This is a genomic window from Methylobacterium terricola (assembly GCF_006151805.1).
GTDB lineage: Bacteria > Pseudomonadota > Alphaproteobacteria > Rhizobiales > Beijerinckiaceae > Methylobacterium > Methylobacterium terricola.
Genome location: NZ_VDDA01000008.1, coordinates 45,090 through 65,804 on the forward strand (window position 1 = coordinate 45,090; position 20,715 = coordinate 65,804).

Here is a 20,715-nt window from a genome sequence, read left to right on the forward strand (position 1 = left end):
TCCTCTCCCGAACCGGATCGCCGCCACCATCCGTTGAAGCGGTTGTGGATGGTGTCGGGGGAGACCCCCTACCCGCTCGGACTGTCCGTCCAGCGACGACCGGACGTGGATGACGTGCAGGATGCCCGCGCGGCGCCTGCGGTCACCCTTGCGATGCGCGCCAAGCGGGTGGTCGGCCTGACCGGCGTGATCGCCTGCCCTTGCCCGTCCGACAGCCGGGACAGCTCTCCCGTTGCCTCCATCATCAGGGAGAGGGTGTCGCATCATATCACTCTCACCGTCGTGAAATTTCGAATATATTCAACCTCAAGGCAGCGATATGACTATGAATATACGGAAGATTCTGGCGTCTTAATATTGCAATTTTCCAGCACGCCCTTGCCAGTCAAGGTAATCGCCGGCCTGTGCCTCCAGGTTGGCGCCCGGTCGGAAGCCCGTATCGGCCGCGATGCGGTCGGTCGCCAAGGCGGCACGATCCTGCGCGAGATTGTAGCGGATCTCCGATGCCTCGCCCTCTCGCGCCACGCGCCAGTCGACGAGCAGTCCCGCCCGCTCGAGCGCGACGCACCATTGGGGCAGATCGCTCACGCGGCCAGCCCCGAGGTTGTAGAGCCTGTGGGTGAGGGTCTCGCTGTGCAGAAGCGCGACGAGGCCGGCGCCGACATCCCGCGAATAGAGCCAGTCCGCCCGCATCGGACGCGGCAGGACGACCGGCCGGCCGGCGCGGGCGGCGGCGAGGATCTGGCGGTGCGGACTCATCGCGTCGCGCAGGCCGGTGGCGTATTCCCACGGCCCGAAGACCGGCCCGAGACGGACGACCCTCGTGTCCAGCCCGTGCAAGGCGCCCAGCCGCAAGGCCGTCTGCTCGGCGGCGAGCTTGGAGATGCCGTAGAGCGTCGCCGGCGCAGGCGCCGAGCCCGCCTCCTCGTAGAGGCCCGAGGCGGCGGGCGGGGAGAAGCCGTAGACGGCGACCGAACTGAGGACGACGACCCGTGCAAGGCCGGCCGCCGCAGCGCGCTCGACGGCGTTGACCGTGCCGCCGATATTGACGTCGAGGATGGTGCGGGCCTCGCGCAGCTCCCGCTCCGGCCCCGGCGTGATCGCGGCGGCATGGACGAGACGGGTGGCCCCGCTCAGGGCGAGTGCGGAATCCACGTCGTCGGCCGAACGGACATCGCCCGTGACGACGCGCAGGCGGTCGCCGGCGAGCCGATCGGCCAGCGCGGGAGGCGGTGCCGCGGCGGAGAAGAGGCAGACCTCCGCACCATCCGCCAGCAGCTTCTCCGCGAGGGCAAGGCCGACGAAGCCGCTGCCGCCGGTGATCAGGACCTTCATGGCCGGGGCTGTGCTGCACGACATGCTCGCGATCCTTTCCCCGCCTCAGCGCTGCATCTGCGCGCGCCGCTCCAGCACCGCCACCCAGCGTGCGAAGGGCCAGAGCAGCACGACGTAGAGGGCCGCCGCCGCCATCAGCGGCGTCGGATTGTAGGTCTGCTCCTGGGCGACGCGGGCCGAGCGCAGCAGTTCCGGCAGCGCGACGAGCGCCGCGATGGAGGTCGTCTTGACCAGTTCGAGCGAGTTGCTGGCGAAAGGGGCCAGCGCCTTGCGCAGCGCCTGAGGCAGGACGATGAGAGCGATCACCTGCCAGTCGCGCAGGCCGAGCGACCGGCCCGCCTCCCGCTGTCCCTTGGGGATGGATTCGATGCCGGCGCGAAAAATCTCGCCGTAATATCCGGAATTGTTGAGGGCGATCGCCAGGACCGCCGCGGTGAAACCTCCCAGCTTGAGGCCGAGCAGCGGCAGACCGTAGAAGATCAGCACGAGCAGCACCACGACCGGAAAGGCGCGCACGAGATCGATGTAGCAGATCAGCGCGACGTTGAGGATCCGAACATGGAAGGAATACGCCACCGCGAGGGCCAATCCCCACAGGATCGAGAGCGGCAGGGCGACGACCGCGAGCAGGAGGGTCAGTTGCAATCCCTGCAACAGCAGCGGGTAGACCTGAAGCAGAGAGTCGAGGTTGAAAAAATTTTCGACGAAGAGTTCGATCATGTCTCCGTCCTCAATGCCCCGGTCCGAACCGCGTCTCGACCACGCGGCTGAGTGCGACGAGGGGGATGAACAGCGCCAGGTAGAAGAGCGCCGCCAGAGTCAGCGGCGACGGGTTGGCGACGATCGCCATGACGCTCTGAGCCTGGCCGAGCGTTTCCGGCAGGGAGACGGCGGTTCCCAGCGCGGTGCCTTTGCCGATGGCGATCGCCCGGTTGGTCAGCATCGGCAGGGCCAAGCGGATCGCCTGGGGGAGGACGACCAGCGTCAGCACATGGCGCGGCCGCAATCCGAGCGCGCGGGCCGCGTCGCTCTGACCCCGTGGTACGGCGAGCATCGCCGACCAGAAGATCTCCGCCGCGAAGGCCGACAGGATCATGCCCAGTGCCAAGACCATCGTGACGAAGGGCGACAGCGCGAGCCCGGCATAGGGCAGGCTGAAATACATGACGATGATGACGACGAGTTGTGGCAGCGTCCGGAAGGCATCGATGTAGACCACGATCAGCAGATCGACCGCGCGGATGCGCTGCGTCCTCAGCACGGCCAGTCCGAGGCCGACCGAGAGCCCGGACACGATCACCAGCAGGGTGACCAGCACGGTGATGCCGAATCCCCGCAGCACGGCGGGAAAGGCCTCCGCCATGACGTGCAAATTGAAGTAGTTGTCGACGATCCGGTCCATGGCTGCACTCGGACAAGCCGGGAGAGGAGACCCCTGGGCCTCGATTCCGACGGCGCTGAAGGCTTGGCCGTCTCCGGCCGGATGTAGAGGACGGAGGGGTTACGACTCAGGGGCAGACGTGCCGCTCGCGGCGAGTCACTTGCAGGGATTCTCTTGCAGAAATTCACCTGCAAGACGTCACTTGCAAGGAATCACCTGCAAGGAATCACTTGCAGGCTGGAGCGTGCGGTGTCGGATCGTAGTTCTTGAAACCTGGCGCACCGTAGCCGGGATAGACGATGTCGATCGACGTTCCCTTCTCGGGCGCGGTGCCGTACCACTTCTCGTACAGTTTCGCGAGCCAGCCCTCGGCCTTCAGGCATTCGATCACGGCTTCGACCTTGTCGCGATACGCAACGCTCTCAAGCCGGAAAGCATAGCCGAAGTTGCGGCCGTTGAAGTCCTTGAAGGCGACGGTGAGCGCCTTGTTGCGGCTGGCGGCATAGACGGTGGTCGGGATCTCGTTCAGCGCGGCGAAGGAGCGCCGCGTGATCACCGACTGCACGGTATCGGGGAAGCTGTCGTAGCGTTGCACCTCGAAGCCGTATGCCTCCGCGTTCGCGGTGGCCCAGGTGTCGGAGATCGTGCCGCGATTGACCGAGACTGCCTTGCCCTTGAGATCCTCGAACCCTTTCATCGTCTCGCCGGCACGCGTCAGGAAGCCGTTTCCGGTGGCGAAGAAGGGTTCGGTGAACAGCATGCGCTCGGCCCTCTCCGCCGTGATGTTCAGCGGGTTCACCGTGAACTCGATGCGCTTGGCGAAGAGCGCGGCGAACAGCCCGGAGAACGGCACGTCGACGATCTCGACGCCGGGACGCCCGAGCCGTTTGGCGATCTCGACGATGAGGTCGTTGCCGAAGCCCTCGGGTCCGCTGGCGCCACGCATGATCCACGGCGCAACGCCGAAATCGGTCCCGACGACGAGCGTCTTGCCGCCCGGGTGATCCGCCTCCTGCGCCCCGGCGGGCAGGGCGACGAGGCCGAGCACGATCGCAGCCGCCGCGACCCGGCGGCAAAGATGTCCGATCATCGGTGATCCCCTTGTTTCGATGGTGCGTTGACGATCCGTCTCATACCCTCGCGCCTTGGCATCGACACATCGATGCCAAGGCGTCCGGCGCATCGGCGCCGGCGCCCGTTCGGGCTTGCCGTGCGCCGTCGAACGGATCCGTTCAAAGGCGCGGCAGTCTCAGACGGCAGGCGGATGCCTCTCCCGCCAGTGGCGGGCGATCTCGACGCGCCGACAGACCCAGACATCCTCGTGCCGCAGCACGTGATCGAGGAAGCGTTCGAGCCCGGCGGCCCGCCCGGGATGGCCGGCGATCCGCAGATGCAGGCCGACGGACATCATCCGCGGCTGCTGCGCACCCTCGCGATGCAGCATGTCGAAACTGTCCCGCAGGCTCTCGAAGAAGTCGTTTGCCGTCGCGGCGTGGCCGGTGATGAACTTGGCGTCGTTGTTGACGAGGCTATAGGGCAGGACGAGGTGATTCTGCCCCGAGACCTGCGTCCAGTATGGGATTTCGTCGTTATACGCGTCGGAATCATAGAGAAAGGAGCCATTCTCGACGAGGAGCCGCCGCGTGTTGACGCTTGGTCCGTAGCGGCAGTACCAGCCGGCCGGTCCCTGCCCCACCGTGCGCTTCAGGCTCTCGACGGTGCGCGCGATCCTCTCCCGCTCCTCCTGCTCGCTCAGGGTCTGGTGGCGCTCCCAGCGCCAGCCATGGGCGCAGATATCGTAGTCGCGCGCCACGATCTCGGCGCAGATGCCCGGGTTGCGCTCCAGGGCGAGCGCGCAGGCGAAGATCGTCGCCGGCAGGCCGCGCTCGGCCAGCAGGCGGTTGATGCGCCAGAACCCGACGCGGCTGCCGTACTCGAACATCGACTCGGCCGCGAGGTCGCGTCCGTCGAAGCCGCCGCCGCCCTCGGTGAGACGCGTCTCGCTGACGCCGTCCCCATCCGGGAAGGAGGCCTCGGAGCCCTCCTCGACATTGATGGCGATGGTGAGCGCGAGCCGGGCGCCATGCGGCCAGTGCGGATGGGGCGGCGCGGCGCCATAGCCGACGAAGTCGCGCGTGAGATGGGTATCCCGGCTCATCGATCGTCTCCTGGTGCTGTCGCCCGCGGCGGGCGGACGACGACGGGACGCGCGAGATCGAGGAAGACATCGTCGTCGTCGCGGCCGGTCCTGTGCATCAGCACGGCGAACTGCGCCGGTCCGTCGAGGATCGTCATGCCGTGATGCCAGACGTCCCGCCGATAGGTGACGCCCTGGCCCGGTCCGGCGAGGAAGGCGCGCAGCGTCCGGGGGTCGGGACAGCCGCGATCGTCGCTCTGCGCCACGATGGCAAGGTAGCGCGCGCCTGTCAGCGGCAGGAAGGTCTGCGCCGAGAACGGGTGCCGTTCGAACAGCGTCACCGTCAGAGGGAGCGTACCGACATCGTCCACGCGCGACACCCAGAAACTCGCCTGCCCCGCCTCGGGCGTGTGGTCGTGGACCTGCGGGAAGAACCGGCGCCGCGCGTCCCCCGCGTGAGCGATGACGTCGCCGAAGGGCTCGAACGACGATGCCGTCAGCGGCTCGACCCCGACGGCAAGCATCGGTTCCGTCTCGGCCGGCCTGGTCATCGCCCGATCCCGAAGGTGCCGAGGAAGGCGGCACGGCTGTTGCCGAGATGGATTGCCATCGCCTGTCGGGCCTCCGCAGGGTCACCGCGCACCAGGGCGTCGAGAATCGCGACATGCTCCGCCCTCGCCGTCTCAAACCGGCCCGACACCTCTTCGAGAGGCGACATGTGGATGCGCCGGCGGGCATCGGTCACGATCCTGGCCAGGGACTGGTTGCCGCAATGCTCGACGACGAGGTCATGGATGCGGTCGCCGAGTTGCCAGGCGAGCAAGCCGGAAGCCTCGGGATCGAGATCGACGAGCCGGCGGCGCAGGCCGATCGCCATATCGAGCGCGACGCGGCCGGCGGCCTGCGCCGCGGCTTCCGGCTCCAGCAACTGGCGGACGGCCAGCAGTTCCAGCACCTCGCCGGCGCCGACCTCACACACGGCGAGCGAGCCGTTGGGCAGACGCTCGAGATAGCCCTCCCCGAGCAGGCGGCTCAGCGCGTTGCGCAGCGGCGTGCGGGATACCGACATGGCGTCCGCCAAACCGCGCTCATCCATCTGCCGTCCCGGCCGGTACTCGCGCCGCTCGATCCCCTGCAGCAGGCGCAGATAGACCTGGGTCGTGATGCCGCCCTCGGCGGGCGGCAGCGGCACGATGTTGCTCAGTACAGGCTCATCGGCGGCCATGAGAATTGATGGCTCCATGTCTGGTATCCCAAACCTAAGCGATCGATGAGCAGCCGTAAATACCATCAATTCAAGATGTTCGTGCTTTTCGGGGATTCGCTCAAAATATATACAGCATACGCACATCATTTTACCAATACGGCGATTTTGGTATCCCATCTGGTCAGACGGATGGCGTCATGATCGGGAGGGACGTCAGCGGTCAGCGGAGGGCTTCCGCACCCTGCTGACGATCCTTCATCAGGCGGCTGGATCTTGTGTCTCGGCTCTGGAGCGAGGGCCTGCGGCTCGACAAGGGAGGCAGTCGCGATGATGCCCTGGCCGCCTGGACCATCCGAATACGGCGCGGGATGCCGTCGAGCAGCTCCCAAGCACGGGCGTGCGTATTTGAGTGAAGAGCATGTTTGACGGACTGGCGGGATCGATCCCGCCCACACCCTCGTCCTGAAGCGGTGGCTGGGGCTTGGCGCCAGCTGGAAGAGGCGTACCGATCCACCGACGACGCGCACGTGACCCACTCGGCCTCCCGACCCGCCGGGCGATCGGGTGGGATCCCAGACGTACCGAGCAGAGGTCCCGGGGCCGATCCGGACGCGCTGACGGGACGGCCGGGATACGATGGCCGGTCCGACCTTCTCGGGGGTGCGCCTTCGCCCGCGACGGTGCGCGCTGCGGCTGGATCCCCGCGGGCAGCGCTGACCGGCCTGTCGCACTCCCGCGATGACGAGCGCGATCCCGTGCCCGGTCCCCGGTCCTCGCAGGATGGCGGCCCGCGCGGCAGGCTTCGTGGCCCTGGCGTGAGCGGAGCGCAAAGCCCTGGACGAGGGCCGGCGCGGGGCAACCCGGGCGGCCGCGTCAGTTCCTGACGGCAGAATCGTCGATGCCGAGGCCCACGAACCAATCGGCGATCTGGGAGCCCGTCATGAAGATCGTGTCGGGCCGCGCCATCAAGAGGTCGAGCGTGCGCTCGAAGTGGTTCATGCGGTGGGCCACGCCCTGCACGTGCGGGTGCAGCGGCAGGGTCAGCACGCGCGGCTGATCGGCGAGTTCCTTCTCGAACGTCTCGACGGCGTCGACGACGCGGCGGTGCTGCTCGTCGGACGAGTGCTTGTCGATCGCCCAGACGACCACGTCGTTGTACTCGAAGGAGTACGGCATCGCGATCATCGGGCCGTGGATCGTGCGCATCCAGGTGGGGACGTCGTCCATCAGCCAGTCGCAGCAATACTCGATGCCGCGCTCCTTCAGAAGGTCGGCCGTGTGGTCGGTCTGGCTCTGGCCCGGCCCGAGCCAGCCGCGGACCTTTCGGCCGGTGAAGCGCGCGATGAGGGCGAGGGTCTCGTCGATGATCGGCACCTCGTCGGGCTCGTTCTGGAGCGCGCGCTGGGTGAGGCCGTGCCCCATGAACTCCCAGCCGGCCGCCAGGATCGCCTCGGCCGCACGGGGATAGACCTCAATCACGCTGGCATTGATCGCGGCGGTGGCCGGCAGGCCGCGCTCGCCGATCGCCCGCAGGAGCCGCGGCAGGCCGCAGCGCATGCCGTACTCGACCCAGTTGAAGTTCGGCACGTCCGGCGACCGGTCCATCCCGTGCGGGCCGGGCAGGATCTTGCGCGGCATCGGCCGGTCGAACGGCCAGTGCTCGATATTGGCGACGATGTGGACGATCAGCGGCTTGCCGTCCGGCGGGGCGAGCCGCGGCATGTCGGTGGCGAGGCAGTAGGGGATGCGGGGGTTCGACACGGTGGGGAGTACTCTCACAGGCTGTCGGGGAGGAGCAGATCGCGGATCCAGCGCGCCACGCCGCAGGCCTCGGCGTCGCGATCGCGAAAACCCGCGAGCTGGAGGCCGAGCGGCAGCCCGTCGACGGCGAGAAGCGGCAGGGCGAAGGCGGGCCCCGCCACCATGGTCCAGGGCGTCGGGTAGCTGCGCGAGCCGGTATAGTCGTGGCCGACGATCGCCGGCCCGCTCGAGCACAGGGCGAGGAAGCCGTCGGCGCGGGCGCGTAGGGCCTCGACCTGCCGCCGCAGCCCCTCGCGTGACGCGAGGGCGGCGCGGTAGCCCTCCGGCGTCATCCGGGCGGTGTGGTCAAGGAGCTCGTGGATGCGCTTGCCGACCCGGTCGAGCCCGTGATCGGCGTAACTCCGCAGGGGCCACTGCGCCTCCCAGGAGAAGATGTCGTAGGAATACTCGCTGCCCGCGACGATCTCCTGCTCCAGCGCCTCGACCTCCGGATCGCCCCGCCGGTCGATGATCGCGACGCCGGCCCGGGCGATCGCCGCGACGGCCTCCTCGAAGGCGGCGCGCGAGGGCGCGTCGGTCTCGCCCCAGCCGCGCATGTCGAGGCGCACGAGGGCCCGGGGCCTGCGCGCCTCGGGGACGTGCGCGGGCCCCTGCAGGCCGGGATGGGGTGGGGTGCCGCCGGCGCGCCGCGCGATCGCGCTCGCGCTCGACCAGACGTCCTCCAGGCTCGCCCCGATGAGGCCGAGATGGTCCTGGGTCGGCGAGAGCGGCGTCACGCCGCCCGTATGGAGCGCATCGTGGCTCGGCTTGAGCGCGTAGGCGCCGCAATAGCTCGCCGGGCGCAGGGTCGAGGCCTGGGTCTGCGTACCGAGCGCCAGCGCCACCATGCCGGCGCCGACGGCGGCGGCCGAGCCGCTCGACGAGCCGCCGGGCGTGCGCGCCGAGTCGTAGGGGTTGCGGGTCGGGCCGGAATTGCCGCAGGCGAACTCGGTCGTCACCGTCTTGCCGACGATCACGGCGCCGGCCTGCCGCAGGGCCCACACCGCCGCCGCGTCACGCCGCGCGTGCCAGCCGGCATAGAGCGGGCTGTTCATTTCCGTCGCGAAGTCGATCGTCTCGATCATGTCCTTCACGGCGAAGGGCATGCCGTCGACGGGCGAGAGCGGGCGCCCCGCCGCCCAGCGCGCCGTCGCGGCGTCGGCCAGGAGCCGCGCCGCCGCGGCATCGCTCACCACGAAGGCCCGCACCGACGGCTCGCCCTGCTGCATCGCGTGAAGGCCGCGCTCGAGGGCGTCGCGAGGGGTGTCGCGGCCGGCGAGGAACGCCGCGGCGAGCGGCACGTAGGGCGCGGCGAGGGACGCCCGCGGATCGTAGGCGATGCGGCTTTGCAGGATGTCGTCGGGAAGCGGCGCGACGGGCAGGAACGGCATGACGGCCTCTCATGACGAGCCCGGATGGCGACGGCGGGCGGAGCGATCCCTGCCGCGTGCCGGGGCGATCGCCGGAAGCGTAAGCCGCCGGGCGCCGACCGGCGCAGTGGCCGCGCGGGCATAGCTGAAAGAGCGCGCCGGGCATGTCGGCGCCCTGCCTGCCGACTATGGTCGCAGCCCCGAGCCCGTCGCGGCGCCCTTCCTGCATGAGGGCTCGCCGAGCGGGCCGCGCCCCGGCCTTCCATCGTCCCGAGGAGCTCATGCTCACCAGACGCCACCTCATCGCCGCAGGCTCCGCCGCGCTCGCGGCGCCGGCGATCCTCCCGTCCGGGGCGCGGGCCGAGACGAAGTCGGTCAAGATCGCCACGATCCTCGCCGGCACGACGATCGCGAGCTTCCTCCTGCCCGAGCGCCTGAAGGCGATGGGCTTCGATGCCGAGACGCTCGTCTTCCCGAGCATCACCCAGCGCATGCAGGCGGTGGCCTCCGGCGACGCGCAGATCGGCTACGGCGGCGTCAGCGCCGCGATCAGCCTGGGCGGGCGCGGCACGGCGCTGAGCATCCTGTCCAATGCCTGCGACGGCGGCTGGGCGCTGACCGCCCGGCCGGAGATCGCCGCGCTCGCCGACCTCGCGGGCCGGAAGGTCGCCGCCCAGGCCGGCACGATCCAGCACCTGTCGCTGCAATGGAAGCTGATCAAGGAGGGGCTCGCGGCGAAGACCGAGGTGGTCTTCATGAACCCGCAGGACATGCCGGCGGCGCTGCGCGGCGGCGACATCGACGCCATGATGGCGCCCGAGCCCTACGCCGCGTTCCCGGTCGTGAACGGCTGGGGCAAGCCGCTCTGGAGCGGCTACGACACGCCGATGGGGCGCTGCAACCTGGCGCTGATGGCCGCGCCGGCCTTCGTCGAGGCCAATCCGGCCACCACGAAGGCGGTCCTCGACGCGCACCGAGAGATCACCGCCCAGCTTCAGAAGGACCCGTCGAGCGCCGCCGACGCGATCGTCAAGACGCTGAACCTGCCCCGCCCGGTGGCCCTGGCCTCGCTGCAGAACACCTTCTTCACCACCGAGACCGGCCCGGACTTCCGGCGGCAGGTCGAGGCGCTGGGGCAGATGATGCTCGAGGCGCGGATGACCGCGAAGCTGCCGGACTGGAACCGGCTGCTGCCGCGCTGATCCCGTGCCGATGGCCCGCCTCCTCCGCCGCGTCCCGATCGGAATCCTGCCCCTCCTCGCGCTCCTCGCCGCCTGGGAGCTGGCCGCGCGGGCGGGCATCTACTCGGCCGCGCTCTTCCCCTCGCCGATGGAGGTCTGGAGCGTCTTCACCGACGAGGGACCGCTGCTCCTGCGCCACACCCTGGCGAGCCTCACCCGCGTCGTCGTCGGCGTGTCGCTGGCCTTCGTCACCGCGGTCCCGCTCGGCCTCCTGATCGGCCGCTACCGCACCCTCGAGCGCCTGCTCGACGGGACGGTGCAGATCTTCCGCTGCTTCCCGGCGATCGCCCTGATCCCGCTCGCCATCCTGTTCTTCGGCATCGGCGAGAAGCCGGCGATCATGCTGATCTGGTTCGCGGCGTTCTGGCCGCTCCTCATCAGCACGATCTTCGGCGTCAAGAGCGTCGAGCGCACGCTCCTGTCCGTCGCGCAGGTGGCGCGTGCCTCCGACCGCCTGGTGCTCCTCGACATCCTGCTGCCGAACGCCCTGCCGTCGATCATCACCGGCCTGCGGCTCGCCGCCGGCACCGGCTGGCTCACCGTCGTGACCGCCGAGATGATGGCCGTGCGCTCCGGGCTCGGCTACATGATCCTCTACGCGCAGCAGATCTTCCGGCCCGACGAGATCGTCGCCGGTATCATCATCATCGGCGTCGTCGGCCTCGCCTTCGACCAGCTGATCCGGGTCGCCCGCGATCGTCTCTGCCGCTGGCAGGAAGGCCTCGTCGCCGCACCATGAGCCTCATCGACGTCCGCCACCTCTCCAAGACCTACGCGCGCCGGGCCGAGACGGTCACGGCCCTCCGCGACGTCACGCTGAAGGCCGAGCCCGGGGAGTTCCTCTGCCTGCTCGGCGTCTCGGGCTGCGGCAAGTCCACCCTCCTGAAGATCCTGGCCGGGCTCGAGCCGCACAGCGAGGGCACCGTGCTGGTCGATGGCCGGCACCTCCAGGGGCCGCACGCGGACGCCGCCGTGGTGTTCCAGGAGCACGGCCTGTTTCCCTGGATGACGACGCGGCGCAACGTCGAGTTCAACCTCAAGGCCCGCGGCACCGGCGCGCGCGAGCGCCGCCGCGTCGCGGAGGCGATGATCGAGACCGTCGGCCTCTCGGGCTTCTCGGAGAAGTACCCGCACGAGCTCTCGGGCGGCATGCGCCAGCGCGTCGGCATCGCCAGGGCCCTCACCACGAACCCGAAGCTCCTGCTGATGGACGAGCCGTTCGGCGCCCTCGACGCGCAGACCCGCAGCGCGATGCAGGGCGAACTCCTGCGCCTCTGGCAGGCGCGGCGCACGACGGTGCTGTTCGTCACCCACAGCGTCAGCGAGGCGATCGTGCTCGCCGACCGGGTCGTGGTGATGACGCCGCGGCCGGGGCGCATCCGGACGATCATCCCGGTCGACCTGCCGCGCCCGCGCGACACCACCGCGCCGGCCTTCAACGCGCTCGTGCGCCGGGCGCTCGCCGAGCTTCACGACGACCTCGCGGAGGCGGCGCAATAGTCTGAAACGGGCCGGCTCTGCTTACAAAGACGCCGTTTCCGCTCGGCATGCTGTCACAACTATGGGCATCGGCCACCCGGTCCTCGCGGCTATGCTGCGGCAGACGGACGGAGTGGAGAACCCATGGATTTCCGCAGGCTCCGGTACTTCCACGCGGTCGCGAAGGCCGGCAGCTTCTCGCGCGCCGCGACCGAGATCGACATCGCGCAGCCGGCGCTCAGCCGCCAGATCAAGCAGCTCGAGGACGAGCTCGGCGCGCTGCTGTTCTACCGCGACGGGCGCGGCGTGCACCTGACGCCGGCGGGCGAGCTGCTCATCGCCTTCGCGGATTCGATGATCGACGGCAGCGCGCGGGTGGCGCGGGAGATCCGCGCGCTTGGCGGCGCCCCGCAGGCCTCGCTGTCGCTCGGGGTGCTGCCCTCGCTCAGCACGGCCCTGCTGGAGCCCCTGGTGGTGCGGCTGCATGAGCGCCATCCCGGCATCCGCCTGAACGTCCGCGAGGCGATGAGCGGCACGATGATGAACCTCCTCCAGGACGGCAAGGTCGACATCGCGGTCGTCTACGAGGGCCGGATGCCGAGCTCGATCGTCGCCGAACACCTGCTCGCCGACGCGGTCTGCCTGGTGCGCCGACCGCGACAGGATGGCATCGCATCGGTCTCGGGCGCGATGCTGGAGCGCCTGCCGCTCGTCATGCCGTGCCGCAACCACGGCATCCGGCAGCTCGCCGAAACGCAGCTGACCGCCCGCAACCTGCGTCTCGACGTCCGCTTCGAGATCGACTCGGTCCCGACGATGAAGCGCCTCGTCGCGACGACCGACCTCGCGACGCTCCTCACCTACGGTGCGGTCGCCGAGGAGGTCCGCACCGGCGAGCTCGAGGCGCTGCCGCTCGTCGAACCGGCACTCGAGCGCCGCCTGGCGCTGGCCACCTCCGGCGTGCGGATCGATGCGGCGAACCGCATCGTCGTGCGGGCGGTGCAGTCGGTCGTGCACGAGATCGCGCAGAGCCAGCACTGGACGGCGCCGGCGCGGTTCGCCCGCGCCTTCTGAGGCGCGGCGGGCGCCGGTGCGTCGGCCTCAATTGCCCAGCGCCACCGCCGCCGGCCGGACCTCCCGCATCAGCTCCGGCATGATCATCTCCGCCGGCTGCACGGGTTTGGTCAGCTTGCCGGCGCCCTTGAGGTGATCGATGGCGACCGCGATGTTGGCGAGCGTGCCGCCCGACAGGTTCATCGTGTAGTCGACCTTGGGCATCAGCTCGCCGACGAGCGCGGGCGGCTGCTTGAGGAACTTCGCCACCATCGCGACGGAAGCCCCCGGGTCGGCCTTGATGCGGTCCGCCGCCTCGACCAGCGAGGTGACGAAGCGGCGCGAGGCGTCCGGGTTCTTGGTCGCCCAGCCGCGGTTCATGTAGACGAAGTTGCGGACGTTGATGATGCCCTCGTTGGTCAGCAGGACCTTCGCGCCCTTGACGGCGCCGATGGCGCGCGTCGGCCAGGGCTCCCAGACCGCGAAGGCGTCGATGTTGCCGCGCTCGAGCGCCGCCACCATCTCGGGCGCCTCGACGTTGACGACCCGGTAATCGGCCGGGTCGAGCCCCTTGGCCTTGATCGCCGCGAGCCAGAAGGTCTCGCTGCCGGTGCCCCGCGCGATGCCGATCGTCTTGCCCTTCAGGGCCGCCAGGTCCGGGACCGCGGCAGAGCCGACGATCGAGATCCAGCGCTTCAGCTCGGTGCCGTCCGCCACCACCACGACGTTGTCGTCGACCGCGTGGGCCGAGACGCCCGCCTGCTCGGCCCCGTACGCGGCATTGATCTGGTTGCCGATCAGGAACGCGACCATGGCCGATCCCGACGGGCCGGTATTGACCTGCACGTCGAGCCCGTTGCGGCTGAAGATGCCGGCCTCCTTCGCCACGTAGAACGGTGCGAAGGACGGGTCGACGCCGGTCGCGATCGTCATCTTCGCGGGGGCCTGCTGCGCGCGGGCCGCGCCCGCCGCGAGCAGGGCCGGCGCGATCAGGATCGACACCGACGCGATCAGCGTCGACACCGACGCGATCAGCGTCGGCACGAGGGCGGCCCGGCGGATCGGTCTCTTCATGGCTCGTCCCCTACATCACGGGTGAGAAGCGCCGGGCGAAGCGCAGGATGGCCCAGCGGAACAGGCGGTCGGCCGAGAAGCCGAGGAAGCCGAGGCAGATCAGCGCGACGAAGATGTCGTCGACCAGCATGAACAGCCGGGCATCCCACAGCATCTTGCCGAGGCCGTCATTGGCGGCGACGAGCTCGGCCGCGACGATCGTCGTGAAGGAATTCGCCATCGCGATCCGCATCCCCGTCAGCACGTAGGGGGTCGCGGCCGGCAGGAGCACGTGGACGAACAGCTGCGGCCGCGTCGCGCCGAGGCAGAGCGCCGCCCGCACCTTGTTGCGGTTGATGCTCGCCACCCCCGCCGCCGTGTTGATGATGACGATGAACACGGTGGTGTAGGCGATGAGGAAGATCTTCGAGCTCTCGCCGATGCCGAACCAGATCACCGCGACGGTGATCAAGGCCGTCGCCGGGATGAAGCGCAGGAACTCGGTATAGGGCTCGAGGACGCGCCGGGCCGGCGCCACGGCGCCGAGGACGAAGCCGATCACCACCCCGCAGGCCGAGCCGATCGCGAAGCCGGCGAGGATCCGGCCGAGGCTGACCGAGACGTTGTCGAGGAGCGAGCCGTCGCGGGCGAGCTCGATTCCCCGGGCGAGCACGCGCAGGGGCGGCGGGAACAGCGCCGAGCCGACGAGGTAGACGGACGCGAGGTGCCAGAGCACGAACAGGCTGGCGAAGCCCGCGAGGGTGGCGGCGGCGCCCGTAAGCGTGCTCCTCCAGGCGGAAACGGCGGCGGGCGCGGCGCGCAAGGCCAGGGTCGCCATCAATGGGCCTGCAGGGCGGCGAGGGTGACCTCGTCGCTCAGGAGCGCGTGGACCCGGCGGTAGACCGCCATGAAGCGCTCGCTCGTGCGCACCCGGTCCTCCGGGGCGAGATCGACGTCGATGACCGCCTTGAGCGTGGAGGCGGGGCCGGCCCGCATCACGCCGATGCGGGTGGCGAGGGTCACGGCCTCGTCGATGTCGTGGGTGATGAACAGCACGCAGTTGCGCGTCGCCTGCCAGATCCGCAGGAGCTCGGCCTGGAGCGTCGTGCGGGTCTGGGCGTCGAGGGCGCCGAAGGGCTCGTCCATCAGCAGGATGTCGGGATCGTTGGCGAGCGCACGGGCGATCTGGATGCGCTGCTGCATGCCGCCCGAGAGCTCGCTCGGATACTTGCCGCCCTGCTGGGCGAGCCCGACGAGCGACAGGTAGTGGTTCGCCCGCTCGCGGCGTTCCGCCGCCGGCAGGCCGCTGAGCCGGGGGCCCAGTGCGATGTTCTCGAGCGCGGTGAGCCAGTCGTAGAGGGAATCGTTGCCCTGGAAGACGACGCCGCGGTCCCGACCCGGGCCGCGCACCGGCCGGCCCCGCACGGTCATGGTGCCGCCGGACGGGTGCTCGAACCCCGCCAGCATGTTGAGCACCGTGGTCTTGCCGCAGCCGCTGGTGCCGAGGAGGCAGAAGAACTCGCCCGCCGCGAGATCGAGGTCGAAGCCGCGGATCGCCGTGTAGGGCCGCCCGCTGCGGCTCGCATACGTCTTCTCGACGTCGCGGAACGCCACCAGGCTCATGCCGCGTCTCCCGAATAGTACTGGACTTCGAGGAACAGGCAGCCGGCCTCCGACCGGAACGGGCCGTGCGGCGTGCCGGGCGGGCGGCAGGCGTAGCTCGCGGGCCCGAACGTCTCCATGGTGGTCCCGTCCTCGCCGACGCCGATCGCGAGGCGGCCGTCGAGGATGTAGACCTCCTCCCAGTAATCGTGGACGAAGCGAGCCGGGACCGTCTGGCCGGGCGGGAAGCGGATGAGCCGCGTGCGGCAGCCGACCTTGGCGTCCTCGTCGAGCCAGTTCGACAGCATCTTCTGTTGCAGGCCGGGGGCGCCGCCCGGCACCGGCTCCCAGCCCGAGTCGAGGCCGACGGCGTGGAGGTCCCGGCGAAGGTCAGGCTGCATGATCGATCCGTCCATCGTTCGAGGGTAAGTCGTCGGCCCGAAGGGCCCGTCCGAAGGCGCGGACGGGCAGGCCGCCCGGCAAGGCCGCCGCCGCCGCGACGGCGCCCCCGGCCGCCTCCGGCGTGAGCGCCCCCGAGAGGAGGCCCCTCGCCTTCTCGCGGATCTCGTCGGCGCTCATCGGGTTCTCGGGGTCGCCCCTGGCGCTCTCGACCGCGGCCGTGAGCACGGTGCCGTCGGCCCGGGTGATCGCGAGCCCGGCACTGAACCGGCCCGGATAGCGCGCGGTCCGATCCGGATCCTCGGCGAGCGCCACGCGGTGGCGCAAGGCGCCGAGGTGCGGGCAGGCCAGCGCCTCCGGCGCGCTGTGGGCCAGCGTCACCGGCCCGTCGAGGAGGGCCGCCGCCACGCAGTGCTGCAGGCTGAAGCGGGCCTCGTGCGGCGTCGTCGGGTCCGGCCGGTCGGCGAAGGCGAGGGCGTCGCGATAGGTCGCGACCCGGACCGCCGCGATCTCCCCCGGGGCCACCCGGTCGCGCAAAGCCAAGGCCGCCTCGATCGCCGGATGGACGTGCCGGCAAGCCGGCCAGGGCTTGAACGAGACCTCGTGGATCAGCCACGGCCCGACCGGCGCGGTGATGGCTTCGGGACGCGGCGTCGGGCAGGTCGCCGCGAAGAAGCCGAGCGCGCCCTCCAGGATCCGGTGCGGCCCCCGGGCCCCTGCCCCGGCGTAGCGCGCCGCCATCACCCCGGCCTGGGCCGCGTGGGCGGTGGCGAGCTGCTTGGACGCGGTCGGCTCCTCGCGGCACTGCCACAGGCCGGAGGCCATCATGCCGGCGTGTCCCAGCGCGTCGACGACCCGCTCCGGCGCGAGGCCGAGGAGCCGGGCGATCGCGGCGGCCGTGCCGAAGGTGCCGCAGGTCGCGGTGGTGTACCAGAGCCGGTAATGGCCGGTGCCGGCGGCGAGCCCGAGCCGGATCGCCACCTCGTAGCCGGTGATCACGGCGTCGAGCAGGGCCTCGCCCGGCAGGTCGGCGGCTTCGGCGACCGCGAGGCAGGCCGGGACGATCGTGTCGCCCGGATGCACGATCGCCCCGCGATGCACGTCGTCCATCTCCAGAACGTTGCCGAGGCCGGCATTGACCAGCACCGCCGCCGTCGCGTCGGCGCTGCCGCCCGCCACGAGCGAGCAGGGTCCCGCCCGCCCGCCCTCCGCCAGCGCCGGCAGGAAGGCCGCGACGGGCTCGCGCGCGCCGGCCGCCGCGCAGGCCGCCCAGTCGAGCACGTGCAGGCTCGCCCGCTCGCGGTCCGCCGCCGCGATCGGCCGCGACAGGCTCGCGACGAGGTGCTCCGTCAGGCTTCCGGCCATGCTCGCTCGCGTCGCTCGATGAAGTCGTGCCGTCAGTCAGCGACACATCGCCGGATCAGGCAAGATCTCGGACGCTGTCGAAACCAGAACAGCAGATATCCCAAATCGCTATAGGGCCCGGGCGGCGGCAGCCGGTTATGGACGCGGGACACTGGGCGAGCCCGCGAGCGGTCCGCATGACCGTCGAAGCGCCGCAGGGGCCGTCGAATGCCGGAGACCATCATGTCGATGCCTGCCGGGGCCACGCGCGCAGCCGCCACCTTCGCCATCGGGATCGCGGGGGGCGCCCTGTTCCACCTCGCCGGAATCCCCCTCGCCTGGATGCTGGGGGCGCTGGTGGCGGTGGCCCTGGCGGGCCTCGCCTGGTGCCCGACCGGCGTGCCGTCGCAGAGCCGGCAGTTCGGCCAGATCATCGCCGGCACGGCGCTCGGCCTCGCCTTCACGCCGGCCTTCGTCGCCGGGCTCCTGCACAGCCTGGGCCTGATGGCGGCGGCGGCCCTTCTGTCGATCGGCGCGGGAATCGGCGTCTCGGTCCTCGTCGCCCGGCTCGCCGGCATCGACCGGACGACCGCCTACTTCGCCAGCCTGCCGGGCGGCGTCGCCGAGATGGCGGTGCTCGCCGACCGCTTCGGCGGCGACACGGCGCTGGTCGCGCTGTCGCAATCCTTCCGGATCGTCGTGGTGGTGCTGACGGTCCCGGTGGCGATCTCGTGGCTCGGCCGGCCCGGGACCTTCGACGCCGCGCTCCATCAAGGCGAGAGCAGCCTGCCCGTGCTCTGCGCCATGCTGGCCGCCGGCAGCGCGCTGGCCGCCGCGCTCGGTCGCCTCAAGGTCACGAACAACTGGCTCCTCGGGGGCCTCCTGATCGGGGCCGGTACGGCGTTCCTTGAGGTGCCGCGGGCCGGGGTGCCGTTCCCGGCCCTGGGGCTGAGCCAGCTCCTGATCGGCTGCGCCCTCGGCACCCGCATCACCCGCAAATCGGTCTCGACGGCACGGCGCTTCCTGCCGGTGGCGATCGGCGGCACCCTCACCCTGCTCGTCTGGACCGTTCTCCTGTCGCTCGCTCTCAGCCAGGTGTCGTCGATCGGCTTCGAGGCCCTGGTGCTCGGCACCGCGCCGGGCGGCGCTGCGGAGACCGGCCTCACGGCACGCGCGCTGCACCTCAATGTCGGCGACGTCACCGCCTTCCACCTCGTGCGGATCCTGTTCATCGTGCTCTTGAGCGCGCCGCTCTACCGGCTCGCCGTCCGGCGCGGGCAGGATCGTCCCCGGTGATGTGCGGGAGCGACAGCCGCTGCTGCGCCCCCTCCCGTCCGGGCGGCGGCGCCGCGGAACTGGCCGGGCTTCGCGCCAGGAGCTGACCGTCCGTGCCGCACGACGTGCAACGGCGCCGTTCAGGATGTCGTCGATTGCCGCCGGCCCGGGGGTCCGGCGCGGATGGTTCCGCCGGTTGCCCCGGTGGAGCCGAGCAATGTGCGGTAAAGGTCATCGTGCTCGGCACAGCCTCCAGCAGGCCGATGCCGAGCCGCCGGTACAGGGCGACCGGGGGCGACGGCCTGCGGCCCACGGCCGACGGAGGCGGTGGTCAAGAACGGCCGTCGGGCGTGAGCCAGCGCGATCGCAGTCTCACCCGCGGCTCGCCCACTCACCGCCGCCGGCTCGATCGCCCGCCGGTAGCCGTGGGCAGCGCTCGCGACGGGAGACGAACCGGAATCAGCCCCCCGCGGCAGGCCGGAAGCACGGGACGGGCATCCCGTTCTGCGAGCGCTCGAACACCAGGGTCACGGCCTGACCGATCGCCAGGGAACTTGCATCGCAGGAGACGAGGCTCGTGAGCATGATCGGCCCCTCCTCAAGGGCAACATACGCCAATGCGCGCGGGGGAGCCTCGCGGGCGAGCACCGTGTAGCTGTACACCGTGCCACGCCCGGAGGCCTCCTCCCAGCCGGTCTCGCCGAGGCAGAAGGGGCAGCGTGCGCGCGGATACCAGTGCGCCTTGCCGCAAGCGAGGCAGCGTCGCAGCAGAAAGCGGCCCTCGCGCGCCGCCGCCACGAAGGCGGCGCTCTCCGGGCTCTCGGGCGGATCCGGCCAGAGCCCGTCGCGGCTGTCGATCCTCACCATCGCTCACTCCCTCCCGAGCACCAGGGTCGCGGCGCCGTGGCGGCTGCCGAGCAGCCCACCGATCCCGGTCGCGACGGCGAGGTCGCAATTGCCGACCTGCACGGCCGGATGCGCCTCGCCGCGCAACTGGCGCACCGCCTCGATCACCTTGGTCATCCCGCCCCGATTGGCCGGGTGGTTGTTGCACAGCCCGCCTCCGTCGGTGTTGAACGGCAGCCGCCCGCTCCCCGCGATGAGGTTGCCGTCGGCGACGAAGCGGCCGCCCTGCCCCTTCTCGCAGAAGCCCAGATCTTCGAGCTGCATCAGCACCGTGATGGTGAAGCTGTCGTAGATCGAGGCGTACTTGATGTCGGCAGGCGTCACTCCCGCCTCGGCGAAGGCGGCCGGACCGGAGCGGCGCGCCGCCGACCACGTCAGGTCGACCTCGCCGCCGCGCTGCCCCTTGGCGGCCTCTCCCGCGCCCATGACCCGCACCAGCGGGCGTTTCAGGCTGCGGGCGATCTCGGGCCGCACCACCACCAGGGCGCCGCCGCCGTCGCTGACCACGCAGCAATCGAGGCGGTGGAGCGGATCGGCGATGACCGGCGAGGCCAGCACGTCGTCCACGCTCACCACGTCGCGCAGCATGGCGTGCGGGTTGTGCTGGGCGTGGTGCGAGGCCGCGACCTTGATCCAGGCGAGCTGCTCGGGCGTGGTGCCGAACTCGTGCATGTGTCGGCGGGCGCAGAGCGCGTAGAGGTTCACCGTGGTCGGGCCGAAGGGCGCCTCCCAGGGGCTGTCGGGTGCGTCCGCGATGACGGGCCGCGCCGCCGTGCCGGAGTGACCGGCGCTGCGCGGCCGTCCCGCCAGCGTGATCAGGGCGACGTTGCAGTGGCCCATGGCGATCGCCTGGGCGGCGTGCGCCACGTGGGCGAGATAGGAGGCGCCGCCCAGATCGGTGCTGTCGAGGTGGCGCAGGTCGAGGTTGAGGTAATCGGCCATCGCCAGCGGGCCGAGGCCGGGCGCGTCCCCGGCGCAGAAGTAGCCGTCGACGTCGTCCTTGGTGAGCCCCGCGTCGGTGAGTGCGCCGACGGCGACCTCCGCGTGGAGCTGGGCCACGGACTTGTCCGGGGCCTTGCGGGTCGGGTGCTCGTAGGCCCCGGCGATGTAGGCGCGTCCGTTGATGCTCATGG

Annotated in this window: 21 protein-coding genes; 5 read left to right on the top strand and 16 right to left on the bottom strand. The window is 70.7% G+C overall.

The window, feature by feature from the left end; all coding sequences use genetic code 11:
• Positions 1-351 precede the first annotated feature (351 nt).
• The 9 genes from FF100_RS18270 to FF100_RS18310 form a co-directional block, all read right to left on the bottom strand.
• A complete protein-coding gene (locus tag FF100_RS18270) occupies positions 352-1,359 on the bottom strand; it encodes an NAD-dependent epimerase/dehydratase family protein (RefSeq protein WP_139037119.1) in 1,008 nt (335 codons plus the stop codon).
• Positions 1,360-1,380: 21 nt separating this feature from the next.
• Positions 1,381-2,055, bottom strand: a complete 675-nt coding sequence (locus FF100_RS18275; RefSeq protein ID WP_171070232.1) for an amino acid ABC transporter permease — start codon at positions 2,053-2,055, stop codon at positions 1,381-1,383.
• Between the two features lie 10 nt (positions 2,056-2,065).
• A complete protein-coding gene (locus tag FF100_RS18280; RefSeq protein WP_139037120.1) occupies positions 2,066-2,737 on the bottom strand; it encodes an amino acid ABC transporter permease in 672 nt (223 codons plus the stop codon).
• A 205-nt stretch (positions 2,738-2,942) separates the two neighbouring features.
• Positions 2,943-3,899: a substrate-binding periplasmic protein gene (locus tag FF100_RS18285; RefSeq protein ID WP_246102153.1), complete on the bottom strand. Its 957-nt coding sequence runs from the start codon at positions 3,897-3,899 to the stop codon at positions 2,943-2,945.
• A 66-nt stretch (positions 3,900-3,965) separates the two neighbouring features.
• Positions 3,966-4,874 (bottom strand): allantoinase PuuE, encoded by a 909-nt coding sequence (locus FF100_RS18290; RefSeq protein WP_139037121.1) that lies wholly within the window; start codon positions 4,872-4,874, stop codon positions 3,966-3,968.
• On the bottom strand, positions 4,871-5,404 hold the full coding sequence (locus FF100_RS18295) for an ureidoglycolate lyase (RefSeq protein WP_205824951.1): 534 nt from the start codon (positions 5,402-5,404) through the stop codon (positions 4,871-4,873). Before FF100_RS18295 ends, FF100_RS18290 begins: the two co-directional genes overlap by 4 nt.
• On the bottom strand, positions 5,401-6,078 hold the full coding sequence (locus FF100_RS18300) for a GntR family transcriptional regulator (RefSeq protein WP_171070233.1): 678 nt from the start codon (positions 6,076-6,078) through the stop codon (positions 5,401-5,403). Before FF100_RS18300 ends, FF100_RS18295 begins: the two co-directional genes overlap by 4 nt.
• 855 nt (positions 6,079-6,933) lie before the next feature.
• Entirely contained in the window at positions 6,934-7,839 is a 906-nt protein-coding gene (locus FF100_RS18305; protein WP_205824953.1) for a polysaccharide deacetylase family protein, read from the bottom strand.
• On the bottom strand, positions 7,836-9,251 hold the full coding sequence (locus tag FF100_RS18310; protein WP_139037123.1) for an amidase family protein: 1,416 nt from the start codon (positions 9,249-9,251) through the stop codon (positions 7,836-7,838). The genes FF100_RS18305 and FF100_RS18310 overlap by 4 nt, the downstream gene beginning before the upstream one ends.
• Positions 9,252-9,511: 260 nt before the next feature.
• Here FF100_RS18310 and FF100_RS18315 point away from each other — a divergent pair, with 260 nt between their 5' ends.
• The 4 genes from FF100_RS18315 (at position 9,512) to FF100_RS18330 (ending at position 13,024) form a co-directional block, all read left to right on the top strand.
• Positions 9,512-10,432, top strand: coding sequence for an ABC transporter substrate-binding protein (locus FF100_RS18315; RefSeq protein ID WP_171070234.1), 921 nt, complete (start codon positions 9,512-9,514; stop codon positions 10,430-10,432).
• A 10-nt stretch (positions 10,433-10,442) separates the two neighbouring features.
• Entirely contained in the window at positions 10,443-11,210 is a 768-nt protein-coding gene (locus FF100_RS18320) for an ABC transporter permease (protein WP_139037125.1), read from the top strand.
• Positions 11,207-11,971 carry an ABC transporter ATP-binding protein gene (locus FF100_RS18325; protein WP_139037126.1) on the top strand — a complete coding sequence of 255 codons (765 nt, stop codon included), beginning with the start codon at positions 11,207-11,209 and terminating at the stop codon, positions 11,969-11,971. The genes FF100_RS18320 and FF100_RS18325 overlap by 4 nt, the downstream gene beginning before the upstream one ends.
• A 123-nt stretch (positions 11,972-12,094) precedes the next feature.
• Positions 12,095-13,024 (top strand): LysR family transcriptional regulator, encoded by a 930-nt coding sequence (locus FF100_RS18330; RefSeq protein WP_139037127.1) that lies wholly within the window; start codon positions 12,095-12,097, stop codon positions 13,022-13,024.
• 27 nt (positions 13,025-13,051) lie between these two features.
• Here FF100_RS18330 and FF100_RS18335 read toward each other — a convergent pair whose 3' ends face one another.
• From FF100_RS18335 to FF100_RS18355, 5 genes are read right to left on the bottom strand one after another with little or no spacing between them, the layout of a single operon-like run.
• Positions 13,052-14,077 carry an ABC transporter substrate-binding protein gene (locus tag FF100_RS18335; RefSeq protein ID WP_139037128.1) on the bottom strand — a complete coding sequence of 342 codons (1,026 nt, stop codon included), beginning with the start codon at positions 14,075-14,077 and terminating at the stop codon, positions 13,052-13,054.
• Positions 14,078-14,087: 10 nt separating this feature from the next.
• Positions 14,088-14,894, bottom strand: a complete 807-nt coding sequence (locus FF100_RS18340; RefSeq protein ID WP_139037129.1) for an ABC transporter permease — start codon at positions 14,892-14,894, stop codon at positions 14,088-14,090.
• Positions 14,894-15,679 carry an ABC transporter ATP-binding protein gene (locus tag FF100_RS18345; RefSeq protein ID WP_139037130.1) on the bottom strand — a complete coding sequence of 262 codons (786 nt, stop codon included), beginning with the start codon at positions 15,677-15,679 and terminating at the stop codon, positions 14,894-14,896. Before FF100_RS18345 ends, FF100_RS18340 begins: the two co-directional genes overlap by 1 nt.
• On the bottom strand, positions 15,676-16,059 hold the full coding sequence (locus FF100_RS18350; RefSeq protein WP_139037131.1) for a cupin domain-containing protein: 384 nt from the start codon (positions 16,057-16,059) through the stop codon (positions 15,676-15,678). Before FF100_RS18350 ends, FF100_RS18345 begins: the two co-directional genes overlap by 4 nt.
• Entirely contained in the window at positions 16,049-17,422 is a 1,374-nt protein-coding gene (locus FF100_RS18355) for an MmgE/PrpD family protein (protein ID WP_139037132.1), read from the bottom strand. The genes FF100_RS18350 and FF100_RS18355 overlap by 11 nt, the downstream gene beginning before the upstream one ends.
• A gap of 222 nt (positions 17,423-17,644) precedes the next feature.
• On the opposite strand from FF100_RS18355, the gene FF100_RS18360 reads away from it, so the two are divergent.
• Complete coding sequence (locus FF100_RS18360) at positions 17,645-18,697, top strand: AbrB family transcriptional regulator (RefSeq protein ID WP_171070235.1); 1,053 nt, start codon at positions 17,645-17,647, stop codon at positions 18,695-18,697.
• A 438-nt stretch (positions 18,698-19,135) separates the two neighbouring features.
• On the opposite strand, the gene FF100_RS18365 is transcribed toward FF100_RS18360, so the two are convergent.
• Together FF100_RS18365 and FF100_RS18370 are read right to left on the bottom strand one after the other, a co-directional pair.
• Complete coding sequence (locus FF100_RS18365) at positions 19,136-19,543, bottom strand: Zn-ribbon domain-containing OB-fold protein (protein ID WP_139037134.1); 408 nt, start codon at positions 19,541-19,543, stop codon at positions 19,136-19,138.
• Between the two features lie 3 nt (positions 19,544-19,546).
• Complete coding sequence (locus FF100_RS18370; RefSeq protein ID WP_139037135.1) at positions 19,547-20,713, bottom strand: thiolase domain-containing protein; 1,167 nt, start codon at positions 20,711-20,713, stop codon at positions 19,547-19,549.
• Positions 20,714-20,715: the final 2 nt, after the last annotated feature.